Origin of the sequence: Mesorhizobium sp. M0894 (genome assembly GCF_040319725.1) — a bacterium.
Classification (GTDB): domain Bacteria; phylum Pseudomonadota; class Alphaproteobacteria; order Rhizobiales; family Rhizobiaceae; genus Mesorhizobium.
Genome location: NZ_JAMYOG010000008.1, coordinates 102,533 through 127,110, shown reverse-complemented (window position 1 = coordinate 127,110; position 24,578 = coordinate 102,533). Strand labels below are relative to the sequence as shown.

The following is a 24,578-nucleotide window of genomic DNA, read 5'->3' as shown; positions in this document are numbered from 1 at the left end:
TCACAATGCCCGCCGCCCCTACGGCAAGGCACCATAAAGAAACGCTCCTGACAACTCTCCGTCAGCAGATCTGTCGTCTGCAATGCGCAGTTTCAAAAGTGTTGTAACCCAATCGAGGGCGTGTCGATCCCAAAAACCCTGCACACCCTCGGGTCAAGCCCAAGGGCAAGCTTTTGGGGGCGACATGCATCAATAGGACGATGGCGGCACGAACAGACAGATGGTCTTTCCGTCATTGGCGCCGGCGACCGAGCACCAGTGATATGCGCCGTCGGGCGAATTCTTGATGCGCTTGTCGCTATAGGCCACGACTTCGCCTGTCCCCTTGATGACATAGCCTTCGGGGCGCTCGCCGATAGATATCGGCGCAACCTCGCGGCAGTCATAGCCCGAGCAGCAGGAGAACGGATAGCTCCAGCCTTGCGGCATCGCCGCGGTCGGCTTGGCATCATGCGCCAGAGCAGGCGCCGCGAATGGCATCGCGGCAGCTATCAAAACCACTGCCGCGACAAGGGAATTCAGAAATCGGCGCGCCGTGTGAACGGCATGGGCCGGTCTGGTTGTAAGAGCAGGCATGGGCGCAGTTCCTATCAACGGTTGTCAAGCATCTCGCTTGCCCGTTCCCGGAACGTGTCTTCCCAGTGGCCGGATCGTCAGGTCGCAGATACGCCGCGCCCGGCCATAAATGCTTTTTTCCTCCCCAGCGCTTGGATGCTGGGCTGATTCCTTGGTCGGCGCAAGGAATTGCTGTCGCAAACCGAACGCCGACCTCTGCGGCCGGAACCAGCCTGCCGGCCGGGTTGACGAGACTGGTACGATCACCCCCGGCAGCGAGGGTTGCCAATAACGGAATTCGGCTCGCAGTGGTTCCGGGCTCGGCACCGGCAGGCTCGAAGCATTCGCGTCAAAAGCGGAAATCGATATTGGAAATTCCGATGAAAAACAAAGTTGTAGAACGACAGGTAAGTTCAAGTTGAGAACTCGTCACTCTCGCGCCGTGGCCGTAACTCTCGCGTGATGGATTGAAATTGCCGGGTTGGTGCCCGCCTTCAGTCGATGTCGGCCACCGTTTCTCCGGCGCCACCCTCGATGCGCTGCGACAGCGAGGCCTCCATGAAATCGTCGAGGTCGCCGTCGAGCACGCTCGACGGGCTGGTGCTCTCGACGCCGGTGCGCAGATCTTTCACCAGCTGATAGGGCTGCAGCACGTAGGACCGTATCTGGTGGCCCCAGCCGATATCGCTCTTCGACGCTTCGGTGGCGTTCGCCACCGCTTCGCGTTTCTTCAGCTCTTCCTCGTAAAGCCGCGAGCGCAGCATTTCCCAGGCCTTGGCCTTGTTCTTGTGCTGGGAGCGCTCCGCCTGGCAGGCAACCGCGATGCCGGTGGCGAGATGGGTGATGCGGACCGCCGAATCGGTGGTGTTGACGTGCTGGCCGCCCGATCCCGAAGAACGATACGTGTCGATACGGACGTCAGATTCGGAAACGTCGATGTCGATCGTATCGTCGATGACGGGATAGACCCAGACGCTGGCGAAGGAGGTGTGGCGGCGCGCATTGCTGTCATAGGGCGAAATTCGCACGAGACGATGCACGCCGGATTCCGTCTTCAGCCAGCCATAGGCGTTGTGGCCCTTGATCAGCAGCGTGGCTGACTTGATGCCGGCCTCTTCGCCGTCATGCACTTCCAGCACCTCGACCTTGAAGCGGCGGCGCTCGGCCCAGCGCGTATACATGCGCAGAAGCATCGAGGCCCAGTCCTGGCTTTCGGTGCCGCCGGCGCCGGCATGGACTTCCAGATAGCTATCGTTGGCGTCCGCCTCGCCCGACAGCAGCGTTTCGATCTGGCGCGCCTTGGCCTCGCCGCGCATCGAGCGGATCGCCGCCTCGGCCTCCGCGACGACGCCCTCGTCGCCCTCTTCCTCGCCAAGCTCGATCAGGCCGATATTGTCTTCCAGAGCCTGGGTGAGGCCTTTGACCGCGGCAATGCCTTCCTCGAGGCCCTGACGCTCGCGCATCAGCTTTTGCGCTTCCAACGGCTCGTTCCAGAGGCTCGAATCCTCGGCGCGGACATTCAGGTACTCAAGCCGCTTTATGGCCTGGTCCCAGTCAAAGATGCCTCCTCAGCAGGGTGATCGCCTGCCTGATCTCGTCGACAATATTTTGCGTTTCCGCGCGCATGGCTGGCTGTTCTGTCCTGTTGCTGAATGGCGGTTTGGTGGCGCGATACATAGGGACGGCAATGTCCCCTGTAAAGCACCGGCCCCTGTAAAGCGGGATGGGCCGGCTCGACCATGATCGTCAAGCCGGCCCGACCGGATGTAACGATTGTCAGTAGAGCCCGCCGCCGCCCGACTGGATAGCCTGGTTGGCCTGCGGCGACAGCGCCCCGCCGGTGGCGTTGGAGCCGTCCGCACCCATGCCGATCACCCAATAGCTGTCGGCGGGACCGGTACCTGGCTTGAAGGCTTCGATGATGGTTCCGGCGTCACCCTCGTTGGCCCGCATGCCGGTCTTGCGATTGATCGCAATCAGCTTCATGCCTTCGGGAACCTTGAAGTCGACATTGGGCGTGCCGTCCAGCGCTACGCGCATGAAATCCTTGAAGATCGGCGCAGCAAGGCCGCCGCCGGTCGCGCCCTTGCCAAGACCTTTCGGCTGATCGTAGCCCATATAAAGGCCGACAACGAGGTTCGGCGTATAGCCGATGAACCAGGCATCCTTTTCGTCATTGGTCGTTCCGGTCTTGCCGGCGATGTGACGGCCGAGTTCGTTGATGGTGGCGCCGGTACCGCGTTGAACGACGCCCTCCATCATCGACGTGATCTGGTAGGCGGTCATCGGATCGAGCACCTGCTCGGAATTGTCGACCAACTCCGGCTCTGGCTGGTTCTGCCATTCTGCGGCGTTGCAGTTTGAGCAGCCGCGTTCGTCCTGCCTAAAGACGGTCTTGCCGTAGCGGTCCTGGATGCGGTCGATCAGCGACGGCTTGATCGACTTGCCGCCATTGGCCATGATCGAATAGGCCGATACCATGCGCATCACCGTCGTCTCGCCGGAACCCAGCGCCATCGGCAGATACGGCGCGAGATGGTCGTAGACGCCGAAACGCTCGGCATACTCCACGACCAGTTTCATGCCCATGTCGTTGGCAAGCCGCACCGTCATCAGATTGCGCGATTTCTCGATGCCGGAGCGCAAGGTCGCCGGACCGGCCACCGTTCCGTCGTAATTCTTGGGCGTCCAGGTCGTGTTGCCGCTCTGGATGGTGATCGGCCCGTCCATGATCACAGAGGCGGGCGTATAGCCATTGTCGAGGGCGGCCGAATAGACGATCGGCTTGAACGACGACCCCGGCTGGCGCATGGCCTGCGTCGCCCGGTTGAACTCCGACTGCGCATAGGAGAAACCGCCGACCATGGCCAGGACGCGTCCGGTATGCGGATCCATGGCGATCAGGCCGCCTTCCACTTCGGGAACCTGGCGCAAGCTGTAGCTGTTGTCCGAGCCGTCGTTCCTCTGCACGAAAATCACGTCGCCCGGCTTCAGCACGTCGGCCGGCGACTTCGCCTTGACGGTTTTGCCGTCGACCACGTGGCGCATGGCGAAGCTCATGTCTTCCTTGCTGACGGTGCCTTCGAGGCGGTCCTTGACGATTTCGCCGGAGATCTGGCGCGTCGGCTGCAGGCCGATGGACAGGCCGGTGGCCGAGCTATCGAGCACGACGGCAAGCGACCATTCCGGCACGTCCTCCAGTCGCTTGACGCTGCCCAGCGGCACGCCCCAGTCGCCGGAAACATCGATGCTCGTGACCGGCCCGCGGTAGCCGCGCAGCGTATCGAACTTCATGAGACCGTTCTGCATGGCCTTGCGGGCAATCAACTGCATCTTCGGATCGAGCGTGGTACGGACGGAAAGGCCGCCCTCGTAGAGCGCATTCTCGCCGTAGCGCGCGATGATCTGGCGACGCACTTCCTCGGTGAAATATTCCCCGGCGAAGAGATAGTTGCCGGTGCGGCGCGGCGTGACGCCGAGCGGCTCGGCCTTGGCCTTCTCGCCTTCTTCATGGGTGACGTAACCGTTCTCGACCATCTGGTCGATGACCCAGTTGCGGCGCTCCAAGGCGCGATCGGCATGCTTGAAGGGATGATAGTTGTTCGGCCCCTTCGGCAGAGAGGCAAGATAGGCAGCCTCGGCCACGGTGAGCTCGTTCACCGATTTGTCGAAATAGGTGAGCGCAGCACCGGCGACGCCATAGGCACCGAAACCGAAGAAAATCTCGTTGAGATAGAGCTCGAGAATGCGATCCTTCGAATAGGCCTGCTCGATGCGGAAGGCGAGGATCATCTCCTTGATCTTGCGCTCGTAGGTCTGGTCTGAAGACAACAGGAAGTTCTTCGCCACCTGCTGGGTGATGGTCGAGGCGCCGACCTGGCGCTTTCCCGAGCCAAGATTCTGCAGGTTGACGACAATGGCGCGGCCAAGGCCGGTCACGTCGATGCCGGGATGATTGTAAAAGTTCTTGTCCTCGGCCGACAGGAAGGCCGCCTTGACTCGATCCGGGATCGCCTGAATCGGCAGATAAAGCCGCCGCTCACGCGCATATTCGGCCATCAGCGCGCCATCCGACGCGTGGATGCGGGTCGTCACCGGCGGCTCGTATTTGGCCAGCACCTCGTAATCGGGCAGGTCCTTCGACAAATGGCCGATATAGATCGCCACGCCCGCCGCGACCAAAAGGGCCAGCGTCGTGCCGATGCCGAAGAAATAGCCAATGAGACGAATCATACCCGCTCCAGTCCTTGGTTCGGGAATTTCCTAAACGAAGCCGCCCTTCGCGCAAGCTTTCGGGACGATCCCAACCCGTAATCGCAAAAGCCATGTCGCGACCATGTGGGCAAAATACGGCAGCGTGGAATTTCGGTTTCGAATGCCGGAAATAAAAGCACAGGGTGTTGTCGCCGTGCAACGCTGCCTCAGGTTGTGGGCGCCGGCGGGCATTTCAGCCTCCGGCCCCCGTTCCGCTCTTGGCCGAAGCAAACAGTGCAACGGCGTTGGTTATGCTTTGGGTCGCCTTGTTGCGCCAATCGGCGCTGAGCAACTGCGCTTCGTCCTTGGCGTTCGACAGATAGCCGAGTTCGACCAGCACGGACGGAACGTCCGGCGCCTTCAGCACCTTGAAGCCGGCAGAACGCTGCGGGTTGTTGATCAGGCCGACGCTGGTGGAAAGCTGGCCGACAAGAGTGTGCGCGAAGCTCATCGAAAAATTATGCGTCTCGCGGCGGATCAGGTCGATCAGGATATCGGTCACTTCCTTGCTGTCGTCCTTGATCTCCATGCCGGCGAACTGGTCGGAAAGATTTTCACGGTCGGCAAGCGCCTGTGCCTCGGGATCGGAAGCCTTGTCGGACACGGTGTAGACGGTTGCGCCGCGAATGCCCTTGAGGCTGATCGTGTCGGCATGGATCGAGATGAGCAGGTCGGCCTCATGCTGGCGAGCAATGCGCACGCGATCGTCGAGCCGCAGGAACTCGTCCGTTTCGCGCGTCAGGAACACGTCATACTTGCCGCTGGCGGTGAGCTTGTCGCGCAGTTCCATGGCAAAGGCGAGCGTCACGTTCTTCTCGACAGTGCCGTTCAGGCCCTCGGCACCACCGTCGATGCCGCCGTGGCCGGGATCGACGACGACGGTGAAACGATGGCCCGGATTGGAGACCGGCCCGGTACCGACCCTGCCGGCCTTGTCGGCAGAGACTGTCGAGCCGGTGGTCAGCGCCTGATTGGCGAGCGCTGCATCGAATTCCCGCTGCGACGCCGCCGACATGTCGATGGCGATGCGGTAGCCACTGCCGTCATCGTTCTTCAGCACGTCGAGATTGTCGACGGCGAACGGTCCCTTGCCGGTGAGAATCAGCCGCGATTTTCCCTCGCCGAGTCCGCCGTAACGCACGGCGCGGACAAGGCCGCGCGGCTTCACATCCTTGGCATTTAGGGCGAATCTCGTGGCCGGCAGATCGATGACCAGACGATTGGGGCCGCGCAGCAGGAACCATTTGATGTCGGGATCGCGGTCGAAATTGATGATGATGCGCATCTTGGTGGCATCGCCGGCCATCTTGTAGCTTGTGGCGCCGATCGGTACGTCGGCAGCACGCGAAAGTGGCGGAAAGACTAGGCAAGCCAGGATCAGCGGCAGCAGGCAGGCGGTGCGGAACAACCAGCCTCCATGATGACGGCCCTTGTCTGCGAAGCCTGCCAGTCCCATCTTTCTACCAGTCGCTCCTGTTTGGCGTCATGCCCGATCGTTCGTCAAAGTGCCCTATTGCTTGTCAAAGTGCCGGCAGGCCGCGAACTCGATTAACGATTGGTATCCAGAGAAGGTTAACCAAGCCTTTTCATGGAAGGCTTGGAACCTGGGCTTCCGTTGCGGAACGGCTTTTTGCCGGCGTCGGGAATCGGGGTTGCCTTCCAACCCGCCAAATCATAAAAGCGATGGTGGATCACTGCAATCCTGGAACCGTCCTCCTTCGCAGCTTCCTGCTACAGGTCAGACGCAAGACGGCTCCTTTCGCTTCAGGCGAAGAAGGCATCGGTGATCGCGACGATTTTCGCAGGCGTGCTCCCGTGGCGGGGGAATCGCCTGCGTGAGCAAAACGGCCGGGATTGTCCCGTGCCGGCTCTGTATGAGCAAACAAGCTGGTCCGGTTTTTCCCGGGCTTTGGTTCAAAAGGTTCTGCTGGTTACGATGGCTTCAAGCGCAATCATGGAAAGGTCCGCAACAAACCGCGCCACTACGGCTGCGGGCGGCACCGCCATAGCGCTCAGGCAGCGGCCGGCGGACGTTCAATTGTCCGGCACCCATGTTCCAGGTCCACGGCAGCGGGCATTGCCCCGCAAGCTGCGGCCGACGGCTGCCGGGGGGAAACGAAATAATGCCCAACAAAATGCTGATAGACGCCTCCCACCCGGAGGAAACACGCGTTGTCGTCGTTCGCGGTAACCGTATTGAAGAATTCGACTTTGAATCCCAGGACAAGAAGCAGCTCAAAGGAAACATCTATCTCGCCCGCGTAACGCGCGTCGAACCTTCCCTCCAGGCAGCCTTCGTCGAATATGGCGGCAACCGTCACGGTTTCCTCGCCTTCAGTGAAATACACCCCGACTATTACCAGATTCCGGTCGCCGACCGTCAGGCGCTGCTGCGTGCGGAAGCACAGGAAGCCCAGGACGAAGAGGACGAGGAAGCCGCCGAGGGCGACGACCGCCAGAGCCGCGACCGCGGCAAGCGCGGACGCCGGCGTGGCGGCAAGAGCCGCGACCGCGGCGAGCACAGGCGCGAGGCAGGCGCGTCCGACGGTGAGAATGGCGAGAGCGGCGAAGATGCCGTCGCAGAGAACCTGGATGCCGCTGCCGACGGCGGCGACACCATGTCCGATACTGTCGGACAGAGCGAGGATGCCGCCGGACAGAGTGATGAAGTCGCCGATAGCGGCGAGACCGAGCCGTCCGAAGGCGGATCCAGTTCCATCGCTGCCAGCGTCGACGCCGACGTAATCTCGGAAGCCGTCCCGCAAGTAGAGACAAGGGAGGTCGAGACAGGCGGGGCCGAGACGAGCGGCGAAGCGACGTCCGAAGACAATGATCGCGGCATGCTGGAGGAGGTGCAATCCTCGCATTCGGACGATCACGAGGTCGAATCGGTCGGCGCCGAAGACGCGCTGGAAGAAGTGCGCAACCGCCGCAAGCCGGTGCGCCGCCAGTACAAGATCCAGGAAGTGATCAAGCGCCGGCAGATCCTGCTGGTGCAGGTCGTCAAGGAAGAGCGCGGCAACAAGGGTGCAGCGCTGACCACCTACCTGTCGCTGGCCGGCCGCTATTCGGTGCTGATGCCGAACACGGCGCGCGGCGGCGGCATTTCGCGCAAGATCACCAATGCGCAGGACCGCAAGCGGCTGAAGGAAGTGGTCGCCGATCTCGAAGTGCCGCAAGGCATGGGCGTCATCCTGCGTACGGCCGGCGAAAGCCGCACCAAGGCAGAGATCAAGCGCGACTACGAATATTTGATGCGGCTTTGGGAAAATGTCCGCAATCTGACGCTTCAATCCACGGCCCCTGCCCTGGTTTATGAGGAAGGCAGCCTGATCAAGCGGTCGGTGCGCGACCTCTACAACAAGGATATCGACGAGATCCTGGTTTCCGGCGAAGAAGGCTACCGCGAGGCCAAGGATTTCATGCGCATGCTGATGCCGAGCCACGCCAAGGTGGTACAGCCGTTCCGCGACACGACGCCGATCTTTGTGCGCAACGGCATCGAAGCACAGCTCGACCGCATGCTGCAGCCGCAGGTGACGCTGAAGAGCGGCGGCTACATCATCATCAACCAGACGGAAGCTCTGGTCGCCATCGACGTCAATTCGGGCCGTTCCACCAAGGAGCACTCGATCGAGGACACCGCGCTTCACACCAATCTGGAAGCCGCCGAGGAAGTCGCCCGGCAATTGAGGCTACGCGATCTCGCCGGCCTGATCGTCATCGACTTCATCGACATGGAGGAGAACCGCAACAACCGCTCCGTCGAGAAGCGGCTGAAGGATCACCTCAAGAACGACCGCGCCCGCATCCAGGTCGGCCGCATCTCGCATTTCGGGCTGATGGAAATGTCGCGTCAGCGCATCCGTGCCAGCGTGCTGGAATCGACGATGAAGCCTTGCCCGCATTGCGGCGGCACCGGCCATGTGCGCTCCGATTCGTCGGTTGCGCTGATGGTGGTGCGGGCAATCGAGGAATTCCTGCTCAAGGATTCGCGCAGCCACATCACGGTGCGGACGCCGGCAGCGACCGCGCTCTATGTGCTCAATCACAAGCGTGGCACGCTGGTGGAATTCGAGCACCGCTTCGGCGTGACCATCACCATCGAAGCCGATGACACGGTCGGTGCACAACACTATGCCATCTTCCGCGGCGCGCTGGCCGAAAAGCCGGAAGGCTTTGTCGAGGCCCGCACGTTCCCGGCCTATGTCGAGCCGGAAGAACCCGAGGACGAGATCGTCATCGAGGAGGAAGAGGAGGCACCGGTGCAGGCTGAGCAGCCACGCCCTGCCCAGCAGCCGCAGCAGCCAAGGTCCGGCGAGGACGGCGAAGGCCGCGATCGCAAGCGCCGCAAGCGCCGCAGACGGCGCGGCGGCAAGGATCGCGAACACGGGGATCGCGAACACGGGGATCGTGAACACGGGGATCGTGAACAGGCCGCTGCCGGGGAAGGTGCTTCCGTTTCGGCGCCGACCGACGATGCCCTCGTAGCCGCCGCCGAGCAAGGCGCGGAAGCGGAACGTGAAGCGCCGGCCGGTGTTGCCGAAACTGCGGAAGCGGCGGACGACGGTCACGGCAAGAAGCGCCGGCGCGGCAAGCGCGGCGGCAAGCGCAATCGCCGTGAAGACGGTGAGGACGGCGTCGAAGCCAGCGCCGGCGAGCCGGCCGGCATGACAGAAGGTGCCGTATCGGAAGCAGAGCCCGTGACCGCCGAGCCGGAAGGCGCGCCGCCGGCCGAAGAGCTTGCGGTGCGTGCTCCGGCGAACGACGACACGCCGAGCGCCGAAAAGCCGAAGAAGCCGCGCCGCGCCGCCAAGCCGAAGAAGGCCGCGGCGGAAGCAGTTGCCGAGGTTGCGGGCGCCGAGACATCGGCCGCCGAAGCCGCGGCGGTGGCTTCCGGCGAAACCGCCGCGCCGGTTCGGCAGGAGACCGAAGTGGCGGCTGCCAAGGAAACGCCGAAAGCCCGGCCGTCGCGGCGCAAACCCGCACCGGTGGATGCTCCGGTCGTGCCGATCGTCTCCTCGATCGTCCCCGACGAGGCAAAGACCGAGGAAGCAAAGGCCGAGGACAAGCCGAAGCGTGCCGGCTGGTGGCAGCGGAAGGGCTTTTTCTAAGCTTTTCCGTGTATTAGCCAGACTTTCTGATTAAAGAATCCCGCGCTGCCGATCGGCTGCGCGGGATTTTCTGTCCCAATTCCAGGCGACAGGCACTACGGCGCGAAGATCGACCAGTTCATCATCTTCGCCAGTTTCTCCAGCGCGATCGAACCCAGCTTTGAATTGCCATTGGCATTGAGCCCGGGCGACCACACCGCAAGCGAGGCGACGCCCGGCACGATCCCCAATATGCCGCCGCCAACGCCGCTCTTGCCGGGAATGCCGACCCGGAAAGCGAAGTCGCCGGAGCCGTCATAATGGCCGCAGGTCAGCATCATCGCGCCGATGCGGCGGGCGCGCTCGGCCGAGACGACGGAATGCCCGGTCGCCGGATTGTTGCCGCCATTGGCGAGAAAGCGCCCGGCCAGGGCCAGTTGCCGGCAGCTCATGGCGATCGCGCAATGGTGGAAATAAACGCCCAGCGCCAGTTCCGGCGCATGATTGAGATTACCGAACGATTTCATGTAATTGGCAAGCGCGAAATTGCGAAAGCCGGTGGCACGTTCGGACGCAGCGACCTCCCGGTCGATGATGATTGTGTCGTCATCGGCCAGGAACTGGATGAAGCGCAGGATCTCGCCGATCGCCTCGCGCGGCTGGTGGCCGGCGAGCAGGATGTCGGAGACGACGATGGCGCCGGCATTGATGAACGGATTGCGCGGAATGCCGTTCTCATGCTCGAGCTGGACGATCGAGTTGAACGGATTGCCCGACGGTTCGCGTCCGACCCGCTGCCATAGCGCATCCCCGACATTGCCGAGCGCCAGCGTCAGCGTGAACACCTTTGAGATGCTCTGGATCGAAAACGCCTCGTCGGCGTCGCCCGCGGTCAGCACGCGGCCGTCATTGGTCACCGCGGCAATGCCGAATTTTTTCGGGTCGATCTTGCTCAGCTGCGGAATATAGCTGGCAACGTCGCCGCGATCGGCACGCTCCGCCATTTCGGCGGCAACCTCGCGCAGTGCCTGTTCAAGCTGGGGCGCCTGTTCAAGCTGGGGCGCCTGTCCAAGTTGGGGCGCCTGTCCAAGTTGGGGCGCCTGTCCAAGTTGGGGCGCCTGTCCGCGTTGCGGCGCCTGTTCAAGCTCCGGCATCGTCGTCCCCGCTACTTCAGCCAGCGTTCGATACGCGCCATCGCCTCGACCATGTCGTCGTGGCTGCCGGCGTAGGAAAAGCGCATCGTGCGATGGCCCTGCAGCGGATCGAAATCGCGGCCGGGCGTCGCCGCCACATGCGCCTCGGCAAGCATCCTGCGCGCAAACGCCATGCTGTCGTTGGTGTGCCTGGTGACGTCGCAGAAGGCGTAGAACGCGCCGTCCATGGGCGCGGCCAAAGCAAAGCCGAGTTCCGGCAGGCGTTGCATCAAGAGCTCGCGGTTCCAGGCGTAACGCGCCTTCACCGCCTCCAGCTCTTCTGTCGCCTTGAACGCTTCGATCGCGGCAATCTGGGACAGTTCGGGCGGCGAGATGTAGAGGCTCTGGGCGATGCGCTCGATCGGCCGCACCAAATCCTGCGGCAGCACCATCCAGCCGATGCGCCAGCCGGTCATGCAATAATATTTCGAGAAGGAATTGATCACCGTCACGTCCGCGCCGAAAGACAGCGCCGTCGTGTCGGGCGCCGCATAGGCCAGCCGGTGGTAGATCTCGTCTGAAATCACGGCGATGCCAAGCTCGCGCGCCGTCTCGACCAGCGCCTCGAGATCGCCGGCGGGAATGACCGCGCCGGTCGGATTGGCCGGGCTGGCGAACAGCACGCCCTTCAGCGGTTTTTCGCGGTGCGCGGCTTTCAGGTGCTCGGTATGAAGATAGGCGGCGCCGCCGAGCTCGATCTCGGCGATGTCGATGCCGAGCGCAGCCATGATGTTGCGATAGGCCGGATAGCCCGGCGCGGCGATGGCGACGCGGTCGCCCGGATCGAACATCGCCAGGAAGGCAAGGTTGAAGGCAGCCGACGATCCGGTAGTAACGGCTACCCGCTCGGGCGGCACGTCAAGCCCGTAATGCTCGCCATAATGGGCCGCGATTGCCTTGCGCAGGCCGGCGAGGCCCAGCGCGTCGGTATAGCCGATGCGGCCTGCTTTCAAGGCGCTCGCCGCCGCTTCGCGAACCCCGGCCGGTGCCGGGTCGGACGGCTGGCCGACTGCCATGGAAACGACCGGCACGCCCTTGGCCTTCAGCCGATTCGCCTCGGCCAGGATGTCCATGGCGTGGAACGGCTCGACGGCGCCGCGGCGCGAAAGCGAAACAACCATTTTTCAATCCACCACACTTGTCCGCACGTGCCGGCCATGCAGGCCGCGCCGCACAAATGCCCGATTGATGTGGGGATCACAAGTTCGGTAAGTTTTAAGGTGCCGACTTTTCATCCTTCGCCCGCTCGTCTACCAGTGGACCTGCCATGTTAAGCCGACCCAGATCGACGATCGCCAGGACAGCGCGCGCCTTCGCGACGCTTTCGCTTGCCGCGGTGCTAGCCATGGCTGGCTCGGTCAACGCGTTTGCGCAGAATGTGCCGGTGGTGCGCGATGCCGAGATCGAGGCGCTGGTGCGGGATTACGCACGGCCGATCTTCAAAGCGGCCGGCTTATCGGGCGACGCCATCAACATCGTGCTGGTCAACGACCAGAGCTTCAACGCCTTTGTTGCTGGCCGCCGCATGTTCATCAACACCGGCGCGCTGATGACAGCCGAAACGCCCAACGAGATCATCGGGGTCATCGCCCACGAGGCCGGCCATATCGCCGGCGGACACCAGCAAAAGTTGCGCGAACAGCTCGAGCGCGCCAAGACGATGGCAATCCTGGCGACGCTGCTTGGCGCCGGCGCCATGGTGGCCGGCGCCACCAGCAATAGCCGCGGCCTCGCTGGGGCCGGCATGGGCGTGATGGCCGGCGGCGGCGAGATGGCGCAACGCAGTATCCTCGCCTATCAGCGCACCGAAGAGATGACCGCCGACCGCTCGGCAATCGCTTATCTCAATGCTACCGGCCAGTCCGGCATGGGCATGCTGAAGACGTTCAGCCGTTTCCAGAACGCATTGTCGCTCTCGGGCGCCCAAGTCGATCCCTACAAGATCAGCCATCCGATGCCGCAGGAGCGTATCGCCAATCTCGAAGTGCTGGTGAAGCAGAGCCCTTACCTCGACAAGGTCGACCCACCGACACTGCAGCAGCGCCACGACATGATGCGAATCAAGATCGCCGCCTATATGCAAGGACAGGCCGCCGCGTCGCGATTGATGCGCAAGAACCCCGGCAGCCTCGCCTCGCGCTATGGCGACGCGCAGATGACCTATCTCTTCGGCAATCTGGCCTCGGCGCTCACCAAGACCAGCGCACTGATCAAGGAACAGCCGAAAAATCCCTATTTCCAGGAATTGCGCGGCGACATCCTGATGAAGGCGAACAGGCCGAAGGATGCGGCGGACGCCTATGCCAGGTCGGTCAGCCTCGATCCGGCGCGATCCGGGCTGCTGCCGGTCTCGTACGGCCAGGCGCTGATGGCTATCGGCACGCCGGATTCGCTGAAGAAGGCGGTGGCGCAGATCAACACGGGCCTCGGGCGGGATCGCGAAAACGCCGCCGGATACCGCTATCTGGCACAGGCCTATGGCGAACTCGGCAACATCCCGGCGGCCGAGCTTGCAACCGCCGAAGGGCATTTCTATTCCGGCGACTACAAGAATGCGAAGATCTTCGCCATGCGGGCGCAGCAGAGCATGAAGCGGGGCGAGCCGGGCTGGCTTCGCGCGCAGGACATTATAAACTACGCACCATCAGGTAAGAAGAAGTGAACCTTTCGGACGCACGCTGCGACACAGCCGAACCGAGCGGACCCGAACACAGGCTAGAGGATCGAGGATCATGACCAAGGCAATTCTGCTGGGCACTACCGGAGTGGCAGCCGCCCTCGCCATGCTGGCGTTCGGCTTCGTCGCCGGAAGTCCGCAGACGGCGAAGGCCGCCACGGCGCAGCTTGTCCAGACGGCGTCCTCGGAAACCAAGCTCGACCGCACCGAAGTCGAAGGCATCGTCCGCGACTATCTGCTGAAGAACCCGGAAGTGCTTCTGGAAGCCCAGCAGGCGCTCGAGGCCAAGCAGAAGGAAGAACAGCGCGTCGCCAGTCTCGGCGTCATCAAAGACGCCAAGGACCAGATTTTCAACTCCGCCTTCGACGGCGTTGTCGGCAATCCGAACGGCAAGGTCACCATCGTCGAGTTCTACGATTACAATTGCGGTTACTGCAAACGCGCCATCGATGACATGCGCGCGCTGACCAAGGCCGATCCGGACCTGCGTTTCGTGCTCAAGGAATTCCCAATCCTCGGCCCTGATTCGCAGAAGGCGAGCGTCGTTTCGATGGCCTTCCACTTGATGAAGCCGGAGAAATACGGCGAATTCCACAACGCGCTGCTCGGCGGCCAGGGACGCGCCACCGAGGCGGCGGCAATCAAGGTGGCGCTGTCGCTCGGCGCCGACGAGGCGGCGCTGCGCGAAAAGATGAAGGACCCGAGCATCACCGAGGCCTTCTCCAAGACCTATGACCTTGCCACCAAGCTCGCCATCACCGGAACGCCGTCCTATGTCGTCGGCAACGAGGTTGTGTTCGGCGCGCTCGGCCAGGAAGTGCTGGCCGAAAAGATCGAGGCGGCGAAGGCCGCACTCTGATTAGCGTTCGGGTTTCGATCAGGCTGCGGGTTTCCGGCGCGGGCCGTTTTCCGGCTGTTGTGGACGGCGAAAGAACGCACTTGCGCTCTTTTCGCCAGCGTCTATGCCCATTATAGAGGGTCCGGCGCGCCGGCTTAGCCGCGCCGGGAAAGGTCGGCATTTTTTGAAAACGGTTTTCGTCCTGAACGGCCCTAATCTCAACGCGCTCGGCAAGCGCGAGCCGGGCATCTATGGCGGCAAGACGCTTGCGGCGATCGCCGACGACTGCAAGCAGGCGGGTGCCGCACTTGGGCTGGAGATCGATTTCCGCCAGTCGAACCATGAGGGCGACCTCGTCGACTGGATCCACGAGGCCGCCGAGAAGGCCGCCGCAATCGTCATCAATCCAGGCGCCTACGGCCACACCTCGATCGCCATTCACGATGCCATCCGCGCCGTCGCGCCGCTGCCGGTCGCTGAGGTGCATCTCTCCAACATCCACGCGCGGGAACCATTCCGCCACGTCTCCATGGTCGCGCCGGTCGCTGTCGGCATGATCTGCGGGTTCGGGCCGCTCGGCTACACGCTGGCGCTGCAGGCGCTGGCTGCACGCCTATGACCGGCCAACAAACAGAAGGCTCGAAAATGTCGATAAAGAAGAACGGTGTTGACCAGCAGCTGATCCGCGACCTGGCGGGCATACTGAACGACACCAACCTCACTGAGATCGAGGTCGAGCTGGGCGATCTGAAGGTGCGCGTCTCGCGGCAGGCGCCGGCCGTCCATGCGATCGCCGCAGCGCCGCCAGCCTATGCCCCGGCAGCAGCGCAGCCTGCGGCAGCGGCCGCGCCGGCGACGCCCGACGTGTCGAAGAACGCCGTCGCCTCGCCAATGGTCGGCACCGCCTATCTGGCACCGTCGCCCGACGCCAAGCCGTTCATCGAAATCGGCCAGAAGGTCAAGGAAGGCCAGACGCTGCTGATCATCGAGGCGATGAAGACGATGAACCAGATCCCCTCGCCGCGCGCCGGCATGGTGACGGCAATCCTGTTCGAAGATGCGCAGCCGGTCGAATACGGCATGCCGCTCGTCGTGATCGAGTAGAGCCGGGAACAGGCGAAAGATGTTCCAGAAAATCCTCATCGCCAATCGCGGCGAAATTGCCCTCAGGGTGCTGCGCGCCTGCAAGGAGCTTGGCATCCAGACGGTGGTGGTGCATTCGACCGCCGACGCCGACGCCATGCATGTGCGTCTCGCCGACGAGAGCGTCTGCATCGGCCCGCCGCCGTCGCGCGACTCCTATCTCAACATCCACCAGATCGTCGCCGCCTGCGAGATCACCGGCGCCGACGCGGTGCATCCCGGCTACGGTTTTTTGTCGGAGAATGCCAAGTTCGCCGACATCCTCGCCGCGCACAACATCACCTTCATCGGCCCGACCGGCGACCATATCCGCATCATGGGCGACAAGATCGAGGCCAAGCGCACCGCAAAGCGCCTCGGCATTCCCGTGGTACCCGGCTCCGACGGCGCGGTCACCGAGGAAAAGGAGGCCAAGCGCATTGCCGCCGAGATCGGCTACCCCGTGATCATCAAGGCGTCGGCCGGCGGCGGCGGGCGCGGCATGAAAGTGGCGCATAGCGAGGCCGACCTCGAGGTGGCGCTGCAGACGGCACGCTCGGAGGCGGGCGCCGCCTTCGGCGACGACGCCGTCTATATCGAGAAGTATCTGCAGAAGCCGCGCCATATCGAAGTGCAGGTGTTCGGCGACGGCGCCGGGCGCGGCGTGCATTTCGGCGAGCGCGACTGCTCGCTGCAGCGCCGCCACCAGAAGGTCTGGGAAGAAGCGCCCTCGCCGGCGCTCAATGCCGAGGAGCGCGCACATATTGGCGGCGTCTGCGCCAAGGCGATCGCCGATCTCGGCTATTCCGGCGCCGGCACCATTGAATTCCTTTATGAGAACGGCGAGTTCTATTTCATCGAGATGAACACGCGCCTGCAGGTCGAACATCCGGTGACCGAGGCGATTACCGGCATCGACCTCGTGCACGAGCAGATCCGCGTCGCCTCGGGCGGCGGGCTTTCGGTGCGCCAGGAAGATATCCGCTTCCACGGCCATGCTATCGAATGCCGCATCAATGCCGAGGATCCGCGCACCTTCACCCCCTCGCCGGGCACCATCACCCACTTCCACACGCCAGGCGGCCTCGGCATCCGCGTCGATTCCGGCGTCTATTCCGGCTACAAGATCCCGCCCTACTACGACAGCCTGATCGGCAAGCTGATCGTGCACGGCCGCAACCGCGTCGAGTGCATGATGCGGCTGCGACGCGCGCTCGATGAATTCGTGGTCGACGGCATCAAGACCACGCTGCCGCTGTTTCGCGACCTCGTCGGCAACGCCGACATCGCCAATGGCGACTACGACATCCACTGGCTGGAAAAATATCTGGCCAAAGGCGAGTGACACAGGGGCGACGCGATGACCCGCCCCTACTCACCCGGCTATCGCATCCCGACCGACCTGTTGCTCAAAGCCTATGCCTCCGGCGTCTTCCCGATGGCCGAAAATGCCAATGACCCCGAGGTGTTCTGGGTGCGGCCGGAGACGCGCGGCATCATTCCGCTCGACGGTTTCCACATCCCGAAGAGCCTGAGGAAGACGATCCGCAAGGATCTGTTCGAATTCCGCATCGATTTCGATTTCGAGGCGACGATCGACGCCTGCGCCGAAAGACGCGAGGAACGGCGGTCGACCTGGATCAACGCACCAATCCGCGAAGCCTATGTCGAGCTGCATCGGATGGGCCATTGCCATTCGGTCGAGGCCTGGCACGACGACCGGCTGGTCGGCGGGCTCTACGGGGTGTCGCTCGGCCGGGTGTTCTTCGGCGAGAGCATGTTTGCCAGGGAGACCGACGCCTCGAAGGCCTGTCTGGTTCATCTGGTCGAGCGCCTGAAGGCGCGCGGCTTTGCGCTGCTCGATACGCAGTTCACCACCGAGCATCTCAAACGTTTCGGCGCAATCGACGTGCCACGTGGCAAGTACGAGAAGATGCTGGCCGAGGCGCTAAAGGGCGAGGCTGTGTTTTTTCCGTGATCTAGAACGGTTCATCGTTTCACGGAAACGCCGAACCGGTCTATTTTGTGTTTTGACGCAATTCCGCACGGAAAACCGTTCACACTTTTCCTGGAATTGCTCTACCGGCCGGTCAGCCCTTGGTCGCCGTCACCAGCGGTGTCTGTGCATGGAACATCATCTTCCAGCCATTGACGCGGTGGACATAGCCGGTACTGACCAGTGCTGCATAGGCTTCGCCATTTTGCCGGGTCGCACGCGCCTCGTAGGTCAGCATGACGATGTCGCTGCCGGGCTCGATGATGCCCTTGAGGTCGATGTCGAGATCGCGCCAGCGGTTCGGCTCCGTCGCGGTTTTGGCCAGATCGGCATTGCTCATCACCCGCGCCATCTGGGGGAAGGCCACCAGGCATTCGGTGTCGGCGTTGGCCTTGAAATAGTCGGCGTCGCCGGTCCAGAATCCCTTTTCGATGTCGAGAAGCTCGCTTTTGTTGGCCATCATCATGGCAACCTCCTCCCTAGAGAAGCCCCAACGCTCGGACAACTAGGCGGTTCCGCAAGACGCCGTATCCGCCGCGCTGACAGGTTCTAGTTGGTTTTGGGGGCAGCGGGTGCCGGCACGTCGGACTTCTGCTTGCAGCCCTTCAGCCAGATATCATAGACGGCGTGCTCGACGGCGTTGATCCCGGGGCTTTCGGCAAACATCCAGCCGGTGAAGATACGGCGGATTTTCCGGTCGAGCGTGATCTCGTCGACCTCGACGAACGAATCCGTCTTCGGCTCTTCGTTTTCCGGCCGCGAATAGCAGATGCGCGGCGTCACCTGCAAAGCGCCGAATTGCACCGTCTCGTCGATATAGACGTCGAACGTGATGATCCGGCCGGTGATCTTGTCGATGCCGGCGAATTCAGCGACGGGATTGGTGATGCGCTCGGATACTGCGGGTGCTGCGGGTGCCACCGACGCGTCCGGCGCAGGCGGCGCCAACTCCTGCGCAGCAGCAAGCGCCACCATAGAAGCGAGAACGACCGCGGTTGATCCGCCCGTCAAAATTCGGCTGAACATGCTCATGCAAGGTCCGGTGGTTTGCGCCCGGGTGATTCTCTTAACGCCAAGGCTAGTTGCTGCTGTCGGATCAGCAAACAGCTAAACAGCAATTGTGGCGACAAAGGACCGCGCCCGTGGGGACGGTGCCTGTGGGAACCGCGCGCGTGTCGCGGCGATCGATCACGAACCGGGCGTCCAGGCGTCGTAGTCGCCCGTCACCTGCGGACGATGCTGGTTGGTCAGCACCGAGCCCTTCGGGCGATAGGCTGCGGGGCTGCCGGTGAGGTTCGGCACATGCGGCTTTTGCCAGTCGCGGGGCTTGTAGTCTTCCGTTGGCGGCGCAACGTCGACACGGTGATGGATCCAGCCATGCCAGCCGGGCGGAATCGCCGAGGCTTCCGAATAGTCGCGGTAGATGACCCAGCGGCGGGTGCGGCCTTCCGAATCGACGCCGCCCTCGTAGTAGACGTTGCCGACCTCGTCCTGCCCGACCATCTTGCCGTGCCGCCAGGTGTGGAAGCGCGTTCCCAGCGTCTGGCTGTTCCACCAGGTGAAAAACTGCAGAAGGAAAGTTTTCATCCAAATCCTCGTGGCAAGTCCTTGTAGCAAGTCCTCGCGGCGCCTGTTCCTGCTTATGGCGTCACGGCATTGCGAAGGCAAGGGTCTTGCCGCAACCGACGAGCAAATGGCTGGCGGGCAAACTATACGTTCATGCGATCCTCGCGTCCGCGCGAAGCAGATGAAATGGGTTGTTGGCAACCTTACGCAGCGTTATTCTAGGAATTGATGCTTCGTCGCCTCAAGGGCGGCAAATGAGAGGGGCTCATGTCATCGCTGGCGGGCACGGCCGGTCGCGCATTGCCGCAGGTCGTTGAGGCGATCTACGATTCGATTGCCGACGTCGGCCGCTGGCAAGCGACACTCGAGGCCATCTGCAGCCTGGCGGAAGGCCAGCTTGCCATGCTCGCCGTCATCGACACGATCAGCAGTTCCGCGCGGTTTTCGGTGTCTTGCGGCGATCCCGCAGTTCTTGAGCCGTTGAAGCATGACTACGGCTCGCAAGTGCCGTTCTATGCGGCGGTTCCCAAGATGGAGATCGACGTGCCGTTCACTGTCGATTCGATCTACGCCCTGCAAGGTCCGGATACGCGACAGAGATGGCTCGAAAGCCGCATCGTGCGCGAATGGGTGCAACCCAACCGGCTGGACGATTTCTTCTGGGTGGCGTTGATGAAGCGGCCGACCCGGATCGGCACTCTGATGGTGGTTACCGACAAGGACAGGCGCCAGATTTCCAGCGAGGACCTCGAGCTTGTCTGCCTGCTGGCGCCGCATGTGCGGCGCGCGGTGACCATCGGCGACCTGTTCGAGGCGGAGCGGCGCAAGGCCGAAATCTTCCGTTCCATCATCGAAAGCCTTGACCATCCCGTGCTGATCGTCGCCGAAGACATGACCATCATCTTCGCCAACCCGACAGCCGAAGCGCTGCTCGCCGAAAACATCTCGGTCGCTTGCGTGCGCGGACAGCTTTCCTTCACCTATGCCAACGCCAATGCCGCGATCGGCCGTGCCGTCCAGCTCGGCACGCGCGACGAATTCGCGCTCGGACCTTGCGGCATCAACATTCCGCTGGCCAAGACGGCCGTTCCGGCGGTGGCCCATGTGATGCCGCTGGCGCGGCGTGAAATCTCGGCGCGTATCTCGCAGCGCGCCGCCGCGGGGCTCTTAAACGCCGCGGCCGGTTCGGCACCAATCCCGGCGCTGGACGCCATTGCGGCGCTGTTCGGACTGACCGCGGCAGAAAGGCGCGTCGCCGGTCACGTTGCCGCCGGCCTGACGCGAAAGGAAATCGCCGCGGCCGGCGGCGTCTCGGATGGCACCGTCAAGTCGCAGCTGGCAACGATCTTCGACAAGACCGGTACCGGCGATCAGCGCGAGCTCGAACTCTTGATGCGCGAATTGTCGCCGCCGTTGCGCTCCAGTTGATTTGCGCAGATCCCCCGGACCGGCGGTGGTCCAAAAGGCTCGGCCGGTAAGTTTTCCAAGCCTTTAAGAACATCGCCCGCAAATCTGCGAAACGAAACCGGCATCGTTGCAATTCGGCCAAAATCATGGTGCGGTCGTTCGCGGTCCAGAAACGCGGCACTGTGCTCGGCTGGAAAGAAAATGGTTTCTGGCGCGGATCTCGATCTTTGACACCGACATCTACCGAGCGGCTGCTCCCCTACCTCTTCCTGCTTGGGCTGATCGTCATCGCGGTCGCTTTCCGGCCACTGCTGCCCGTCGACGAAACGCGATATCTCAGCGTCACCTGGGAAATGTATCTGAGCGGACAGATCTTCGTCCCGACGATGAATTTCGCGCCCTATCTGCAGAAGCCGCCGCTGCTGTTTTGGCTTATCGACCTTGTCTGGACCGTTTTCGGCGCCAGCCGGCCGGCGGCAATGCTGGTCATCTTCGCCGCCTCCTCGCTCGTCATCTGGCTGACGACGGCTTTGGCAAGGACCCTGTTTCCCGGCCGCGACGACATCGCACGGCGCGTCCCCTGGCTGGTCGCCGGAAGCAGCGTGTTCGTCGACGCTGATCCTGTTCGACCTGTTGCTGACGGTCTTTGTGCTCGCCGCGCTGTTGTCGTTGATTGCCTTTGCCCGGAGCGGCGACCGCTGGCACGCCGTTCTGGCCGGGCTGTTCATCGGCATGGGCGTGCTGACGAAAGGCCCGGTGGTGCTCATCCATATCGGCGCGCCCATCCTGTTCTACCCGTTCTGGCGCGACCGGCGGGCGGGACTGGCGACACCGAACTTCCTCGCTGGAGTGGGCCTGGCAGTGCTCGCCGCGCTAATTCCGGTGGCGATTTGGCTGGTGCCGGCGACCATCCTGACAAAGGGCAGTTTCGTCTACGATCTGGTCTGGAACCAATCGGCGGGGCGCGTCACCGGCAATTTGCGCAATTCGCACGGCCGGCCGTTCTATTTCTATCTGCTGCTGCTGCCGGTCATGTTCATACCGTGGATTTTTATACCTGAGGTATGGCGATTGAAGCTGCGCACGCGGATACGCAGCCTGATCGAGACGAAGTCGCCCGATCTGCGGGCCTTGCGCCTACTGTCGTTCTCGTTCGTTGCCGTGTTGCTGGCGTTCAGCGCGATATCCGGCAAGCAGCCTCACTATGTCGTGCCGATGTTGCCGTTGGTGACCATCCTGTTCGGGTATTTCATGGCGGAGATCCCGCTCGCCAGGCTGAAAAGCTCGGCCGTCGTCATGCTTGTCATTTTCGGCATCGGCCATGCGGTGGCATCGGCAACCGCGTTCAAACGCTATGACCTGACGCCGCTCGCCAACTTCATCGACGAGCGAAAGGATGCGGACTGGGCCGTGGCTTTCGACTATCAAGGCGAAGTCGGCTTCCTGGCCCGGTTGCAAAAGCCATTCGAAACCACCGACAAACCGGAAGAATGGCTTGGCTCGCATCCCAGCGGCTATGTCATCGACAAGGTTTCCAAGGATCCCGGCACCGCAGGGCAGATCGCGTTCCGGCTTCGCGTCGAACGCGGTTATCTCGTCGTGCTGAAGGGACAACATTGACGATCGTCACCGGTTTGCGAATTCATCTCCCGCGCGGGAGATGAAGGCGTTGCTGCTCCGTGGTTCCATCGCTCGATAGAACCGGGAGGTATTCATGCGCAATCTCATCTCGACAACGCTTTTTGTCTTATCGCTCGCTGTGGCCGGCGTTGCCGCCGATCCGGCATGGAGCTTCAAATGTCAGTCCGGTACGATCGGGCAAGGCAGTTGCTCCTGCTCCGGGACCGCCGACTGCACCGACATGCGGCATTCGAAAATGTGCAAGGGCGACCTGAATTGCGGTTCGGGCAAATGCTCGTGCACGGCCGCGTTGGTAAGCGATCCAGGCCCGAAAACCCCCAAGCCGAAGGTCGTAGCGCCGAAGGCGACGACCAAGGGCGCCGTGAAGCAGTAGGCATCCAATCCGAAAGGACGGCGGCTCGACGTCGCTGGTCCCGCTCGATGTTTCGCGGTTCATCCCCCGTGCGGGCGATGAACCGCTATCGAAGAAATGCTGTTGTCTAGCCGGAGGGTGGTTTCCAACCGACAAAGCGAGGATACCATGTTGAAAACCTGCACGATGCTGTTCTTCGGCCTGATGGCGGCCACCGCGGCCGCCCAGCCGCCGCCTTCGGGGCCGCCGGTTCCCAATGCGGCACTTGCCCCCTGCAACCCCGCACAATCGAACAAGCCCTGCAAAGCCGAACTCGGCGTGTTCCTGATCACCAACACCGTCCGCAACCTGGCGCAAGCCAAGGTCGACGCCACCAACGCACAGCTAGCCGCCCAGGGACGATCATCGCGCGCATCGATCGAATCGCTGAAGCAATGGCGGCCGTCGCGCTTTGCGACGCAGATGCTGAACCAGCCGAACAGCTGGTTTGTCAAAGTTCCCTATATCCTGACCATCAAGGTCTCGATCCCGGTGACGTCCGATCGTCACATCGGCATTCCCATAGACGTCAACGTCTTCTGCGGCCGCTGGCAGACCGATTCCAGCCAGGTCATCATCCGCTCGCAACCCGGCCCCGCGAGCTTCGAAGGCGGCAACATCCTCGAAGATGTTTTCAACATCGGCAACTACATCGATGCGCAGGTACGCAGCTCGTTTTCGGCACCCCTGCCGGTGACGACGCCGGTTCCGAATTCGAAATGCTCGGCAATCGACGGGTCCGATGCCGGAACGCAAGCCACCGGCGACGATCTCATCTTCTGGACGGTGCCGCGGCGCAACCTGATTGTGACGGACGCCATAGCCAAGCCGACGGTTGAAGTGACCTTCGACAGCCTGACGCGCCTGGCGGCCCGCGACTTCCACAACAATGTGGTCTATGCGGAATCCGAGGCCATTAATCTCAACGTCTACGCCAATGAGGGCGGCCTTCAGAAGGCGCTGACGATGCGCGAAGGCGACGTGGCTGTGCTGAACCTTCCCGCACTCAGGCTCGACGCGCGAAAATACGATTCGCTGGTCGTCATCGGCAATGTCGACCAGCCGCCGAACGATCCCAGAGACAGCGCCTTCGCGGTAGCGGCCAAGAGTGCGGGATTCGGTGCCGGTTCCAAGATCATGCAGATCCCGAAGTGGTATTCGAGGCCTCCTGACCAGTTCAATCACAAGCCTACATGGATCAGAGTTCCGGGCTACGAGCTGCACTATACGGTGCGCTATCTCAACAGCGGCGGGCTGGCCGTCGACGGTGGAGCCAGTACGGTCCGGCCACCAAAAGTCGCTGTTCCGATAAAGAAGCTCATCAAGCCGAAAACGCCCTGACGCGGCCACTCGCGGATGACGGCGGCGGTTCGGACCGCTGCCGCTATCCCCCGCGCGGCAGATGCGGCAGCGCCTGCTTCATGGCCTGATCTTGCGGGAACAAACGCGCCGCTCGCCACGAGCGAGCGGCGCCATCGATGGAGACAAACGATGCTGCACCTTCGCCACACCATGCCCGCCGCCCGGATCATTGCGGCAATCTCGCTGCTTGCTTTCCCGAACCTCGTGCCGCCGGTCACGAGCCCGGCGAACGCGCTGCCGGTCAGCCAATCCTGCCGGATCACCACCTATTACAAGACGGCGGCGAAGGCGACGGAGGTTGGCGTACGCTCGACGTGCCAAGGCGTCAAAAAATGGGGTGTCACCTCGAAATATTACGAGGTCGAAAAAATCGAAGCCGCTACGCCCCCGCACACATCGGGCGGCGGCGGCAGCCTGCCGTGCGAGTTTCTCGCTGCCGGCTGCTCCAACCTGCCTGTGAAACGCAACTGAGCGTCAGGCGAA

Annotated in this window: 21 protein-coding genes; 12 read left to right on the top strand and 9 right to left on the bottom strand. The window is 62.6% G+C overall.

Going from position 1 to position 24,578, the window contains the following annotated elements; translation table 11 throughout:
• Positions 1 to 189: 189 nt before the first annotated feature.
• The 4 genes from NKH91_RS17455 to NKH91_RS17440 form a co-directional block, all read right to left on the bottom strand.
• Positions 190 to 576 (bottom strand): hypothetical protein, encoded by a 387-nt coding sequence (locus NKH91_RS17455; protein ID WP_023717488.1) that lies wholly within the window; start codon positions 574 to 576, stop codon positions 190 to 192.
• A 473-nt stretch (positions 577 to 1,049) separates the two neighbouring features.
• A protein-coding gene (prfB, locus tag NKH91_RS17450; RefSeq protein ID WP_156948021.1) for a peptide chain release factor 2 occupies positions 1,050 to 2,181 on the bottom strand; the annotation gives its coding sequence in 2 pieces (ribosomal slippage) (positions 1,050 to 2,114 and positions 2,116 to 2,181; 1,131 coding nt in all).
• A gap of 150 nt (positions 2,182 to 2,331) precedes the next feature.
• Positions 2,332 to 4,788, bottom strand: a complete 2,457-nt coding sequence (locus NKH91_RS17445) for a penicillin-binding protein 1A (RefSeq protein WP_352844915.1) — start codon at positions 4,786 to 4,788, stop codon at positions 2,332 to 2,334.
• Positions 4,789 to 5,002: 214 nt separating this feature from the next.
• The gene (locus NKH91_RS17440; RefSeq protein ID WP_352844916.1) at positions 5,003 to 6,265 is read right to left on the bottom strand and encodes an N-acetylmuramoyl-L-alanine amidase; all 1,263 of its coding nucleotides are present in this window, start codon (positions 6,263 to 6,265) and stop codon (positions 5,003 to 5,005) included.
• Positions 6,266 to 6,932: 667 nt separating this feature from the next.
• Here NKH91_RS17440 and NKH91_RS17435 point away from each other — a divergent pair.
• Positions 6,933 to 9,923 carry an Rne/Rng family ribonuclease gene (locus NKH91_RS17435; protein ID WP_352844917.1) on the top strand — a complete coding sequence of 997 codons (2,991 nt, stop codon included), beginning with the start codon at positions 6,933 to 6,935 and terminating at the stop codon, positions 9,921 to 9,923.
• A gap of 95 nt (positions 9,924 to 10,018) precedes the next feature.
• On the opposite strand, the gene NKH91_RS17430 is transcribed toward NKH91_RS17435, so the two are convergent.
• Positions 10,019 to 11,056 (bottom strand): glutaminase, encoded by a 1,038-nt coding sequence (locus NKH91_RS17430; RefSeq protein ID WP_352844918.1) that lies wholly within the window; start codon positions 11,054 to 11,056, stop codon positions 10,019 to 10,021.
• A gap of 11 nt (positions 11,057 to 11,067) precedes the next feature.
• The gene (locus NKH91_RS17425) at positions 11,068 to 12,216 is read right to left on the bottom strand and encodes a pyridoxal phosphate-dependent aminotransferase (RefSeq protein ID WP_352844919.1); all 1,149 of its coding nucleotides are present in this window, start codon (positions 12,214 to 12,216) and stop codon (positions 11,068 to 11,070) included.
• A gap of 146 nt (positions 12,217 to 12,362) precedes the next feature.
• On the opposite strand from NKH91_RS17425, the gene NKH91_RS17420 reads away from it, so the two are divergent.
• The 6 genes from NKH91_RS17420 to aat all read left to right on the top strand — a co-directional run bounded on the left by NKH91_RS17420 (position 12,363) and on the right by aat (position 17,710).
• Positions 12,363 to 13,757: a M48 family metalloprotease gene (locus NKH91_RS17420; protein ID WP_352484556.1), complete on the top strand. Its 1,395-nt coding sequence runs from the start codon at positions 12,363 to 12,365 to the stop codon at positions 13,755 to 13,757.
• A 70-nt stretch (positions 13,758 to 13,827) separates the two neighbouring features.
• Positions 13,828 to 14,631 (top strand): DsbA family protein, encoded by an 804-nt coding sequence (locus NKH91_RS17415; RefSeq protein WP_352844920.1) that lies wholly within the window; start codon positions 13,828 to 13,830, stop codon positions 14,629 to 14,631.
• A gap of 163 nt (positions 14,632 to 14,794) precedes the next feature.
• A complete protein-coding gene (aroQ, locus tag NKH91_RS17410) occupies positions 14,795 to 15,229 on the top strand; it encodes a type II 3-dehydroquinate dehydratase (protein ID WP_352484554.1) in 435 nt (144 codons plus the stop codon).
• A 26-nt stretch (positions 15,230 to 15,255) separates the two neighbouring features.
• A complete protein-coding gene (gene accB / locus NKH91_RS17405; protein ID WP_023717477.1) occupies positions 15,256 to 15,714 on the top strand; it encodes an acetyl-CoA carboxylase biotin carboxyl carrier protein in 459 nt (152 codons plus the stop codon).
• Positions 15,715 to 15,733: 19 nt separating this feature from the next.
• Positions 15,734 to 17,077 carry an acetyl-CoA carboxylase biotin carboxylase subunit gene (gene accC / locus NKH91_RS17400; RefSeq protein ID WP_352484553.1) on the top strand — a complete coding sequence of 448 codons (1,344 nt, stop codon included), beginning with the start codon at positions 15,734 to 15,736 and terminating at the stop codon, positions 17,075 to 17,077.
• 15 nt (positions 17,078 to 17,092) lie between these two features.
• On the top strand, positions 17,093 to 17,710 hold the full coding sequence (gene aat / locus NKH91_RS17395; RefSeq protein ID WP_352844922.1) for a leucyl/phenylalanyl-tRNA--protein transferase: 618 nt from the start codon (positions 17,093 to 17,095) through the stop codon (positions 17,708 to 17,710).
• A gap of 112 nt (positions 17,711 to 17,822) precedes the next feature.
• Here aat and NKH91_RS17390 read toward each other — a convergent pair whose 3' ends face one another.
• The 3 genes from NKH91_RS17390 to NKH91_RS17380 all read right to left on the bottom strand — a co-directional run bounded on the left by NKH91_RS17390 (position 17,823) and on the right by NKH91_RS17380 (position 19,315).
• Positions 17,823 to 18,191 carry a hypothetical protein gene (locus NKH91_RS17390; RefSeq protein WP_352845201.1) on the bottom strand — a complete coding sequence of 123 codons (369 nt, stop codon included), beginning with the start codon at positions 18,189 to 18,191 and terminating at the stop codon, positions 17,823 to 17,825.
• 86 nt (positions 18,192 to 18,277) lie between these two features.
• Entirely contained in the window at positions 18,278 to 18,760 is a 483-nt protein-coding gene (locus tag NKH91_RS17385; protein ID WP_023717473.1) for a DUF2155 domain-containing protein, read from the bottom strand.
• Between the two features lie 156 nt (positions 18,761 to 18,916).
• Positions 18,917 to 19,315: an NADH:ubiquinone oxidoreductase subunit NDUFA12 gene (locus NKH91_RS17380; protein ID WP_352484551.1), complete on the bottom strand. Its 399-nt coding sequence runs from the start codon at positions 19,313 to 19,315 to the stop codon at positions 18,917 to 18,919.
• A gap of 246 nt (positions 19,316 to 19,561) precedes the next feature.
• Here NKH91_RS17380 and NKH91_RS17375 point away from each other — a divergent pair, with 246 nt between their 5' ends.
• The 5 genes from NKH91_RS17375 (at position 19,562) to NKH91_RS17355 (ending at position 24,566) form a co-directional block, all read left to right on the top strand.
• Positions 19,562 to 20,722 carry a helix-turn-helix transcriptional regulator gene (locus NKH91_RS17375; protein ID WP_352950984.1) on the top strand — a complete coding sequence of 387 codons (1,161 nt, stop codon included), beginning with the start codon at positions 19,562 to 19,564 and terminating at the stop codon, positions 20,720 to 20,722.
• A 594-nt stretch (positions 20,723 to 21,316) separates the two neighbouring features.
• The gene (locus NKH91_RS17370; RefSeq protein WP_352884405.1) at positions 21,317 to 22,321 is read left to right on the top strand and encodes an ArnT family glycosyltransferase; all 1,005 of its coding nucleotides are present in this window, start codon (positions 21,317 to 21,319) and stop codon (positions 22,319 to 22,321) included.
• A 94-nt stretch (positions 22,322 to 22,415) separates the two neighbouring features.
• Complete coding sequence (locus NKH91_RS17365) at positions 22,416 to 22,715, top strand: hypothetical protein (protein WP_352844927.1); 300 nt, start codon at positions 22,416 to 22,418, stop codon at positions 22,713 to 22,715.
• Between the two features lie 147 nt (positions 22,716 to 22,862).
• Entirely contained in the window at positions 22,863 to 24,074 is a 1,212-nt protein-coding gene (locus NKH91_RS17360) for a hypothetical protein (protein WP_352844928.1), read from the top strand.
• Between the two features lie 150 nt (positions 24,075 to 24,224).
• A complete protein-coding gene (locus NKH91_RS17355; RefSeq protein ID WP_352844929.1) occupies positions 24,225 to 24,566 on the top strand; it encodes a hypothetical protein in 342 nt (113 codons plus the stop codon).
• The last annotated feature ends 12 nt before the right edge of the window (positions 24,567 to 24,578 follow it).

What these genes read in the sequence shown, in the direction of transcription:
- NKH91_RS17455 (WP_023717488.1), bottom strand. Translation starts at nt 576, where the DNA reads ATGCCTGCTCTTACAACCAGACCGGCCCATGCCGTTCACACGGCGCGC.
- NKH91_RS17445 (WP_352844915.1), bottom strand. Translation starts at nt 4,788, where the DNA reads ATGATTCGTCTCATTGGCTATTTCTTCGGCATCGGCACGACGCTGGCC.
- NKH91_RS17440 (WP_352844916.1), bottom strand. Translation starts at nt 6,265, where the DNA reads ATGGGACTGGCAGGCTTCGCAGACAAGGGCCGTCATCATGGAGGCTGG.
- NKH91_RS17435 (WP_352844917.1), top strand. Translation starts at nt 6,933, where the DNA reads ATGCCCAACAAAATGCTGATAGACGCCTCCCACCCGGAGGAAACACGC.
- NKH91_RS17430 (WP_352844918.1), bottom strand. Translation starts at nt 11,056, where the DNA reads ATGCCGGAGCTTGAACAGGCGCCGCAACGCGGACAGGCGCCCCAACTT.
- NKH91_RS17425 (WP_352844919.1), bottom strand. Translation starts at nt 12,216, where the DNA reads ATGGTTGTTTCGCTTTCGCGCCGCGGCGCCGTCGAGCCGTTCCACGCC.
- NKH91_RS17420 (WP_352484556.1), top strand. Translation starts at nt 12,363, where the DNA reads ATGTTAAGCCGACCCAGATCGACGATCGCCAGGACAGCGCGCGCCTTC.
- NKH91_RS17415 (WP_352844920.1), top strand. Translation starts at nt 13,828, where the DNA reads ATGACCAAGGCAATTCTGCTGGGCACTACCGGAGTGGCAGCCGCCCTC.
- accB (WP_023717477.1), top strand. Translation starts at nt 15,256, where the DNA reads ATGTCGATAAAGAAGAACGGTGTTGACCAGCAGCTGATCCGCGACCTG.
- accC (WP_352484553.1), top strand. Translation starts at nt 15,734, where the DNA reads ATGTTCCAGAAAATCCTCATCGCCAATCGCGGCGAAATTGCCCTCAGG.
- aat (WP_352844922.1), top strand. Translation starts at nt 17,093, where the DNA reads ATGACCCGCCCCTACTCACCCGGCTATCGCATCCCGACCGACCTGTTG.
- NKH91_RS17390 (WP_352845201.1), bottom strand. Translation starts at nt 18,191, where the DNA reads ATGATGGCCAACAAAAGCGAGCTTCTCGACATCGAAAAGGGATTCTGG.
- NKH91_RS17385 (WP_023717473.1), bottom strand. Translation starts at nt 18,760, where the DNA reads ATGAGCATGTTCAGCCGAATTTTGACGGGCGGATCAACCGCGGTCGTT.
- NKH91_RS17380 (WP_352484551.1), bottom strand. Translation starts at nt 19,315, where the DNA reads ATGAAAACTTTCCTTCTGCAGTTTTTCACCTGGTGGAACAGCCAGACG.
- NKH91_RS17375 (WP_352950984.1), top strand. Translation starts at nt 19,562, where the DNA reads ATGTCATCGCTGGCGGGCACGGCCGGTCGCGCATTGCCGCAGGTCGTT.
- NKH91_RS17365 (WP_352844927.1), top strand. Translation starts at nt 22,416, where the DNA reads ATGCGCAATCTCATCTCGACAACGCTTTTTGTCTTATCGCTCGCTGTG.
- NKH91_RS17360 (WP_352844928.1), top strand. Translation starts at nt 22,863, where the DNA reads ATGTTGAAAACCTGCACGATGCTGTTCTTCGGCCTGATGGCGGCCACC.
- NKH91_RS17355 (WP_352844929.1), top strand. Translation starts at nt 24,225, where the DNA reads ATGCTGCACCTTCGCCACACCATGCCCGCCGCCCGGATCATTGCGGCA.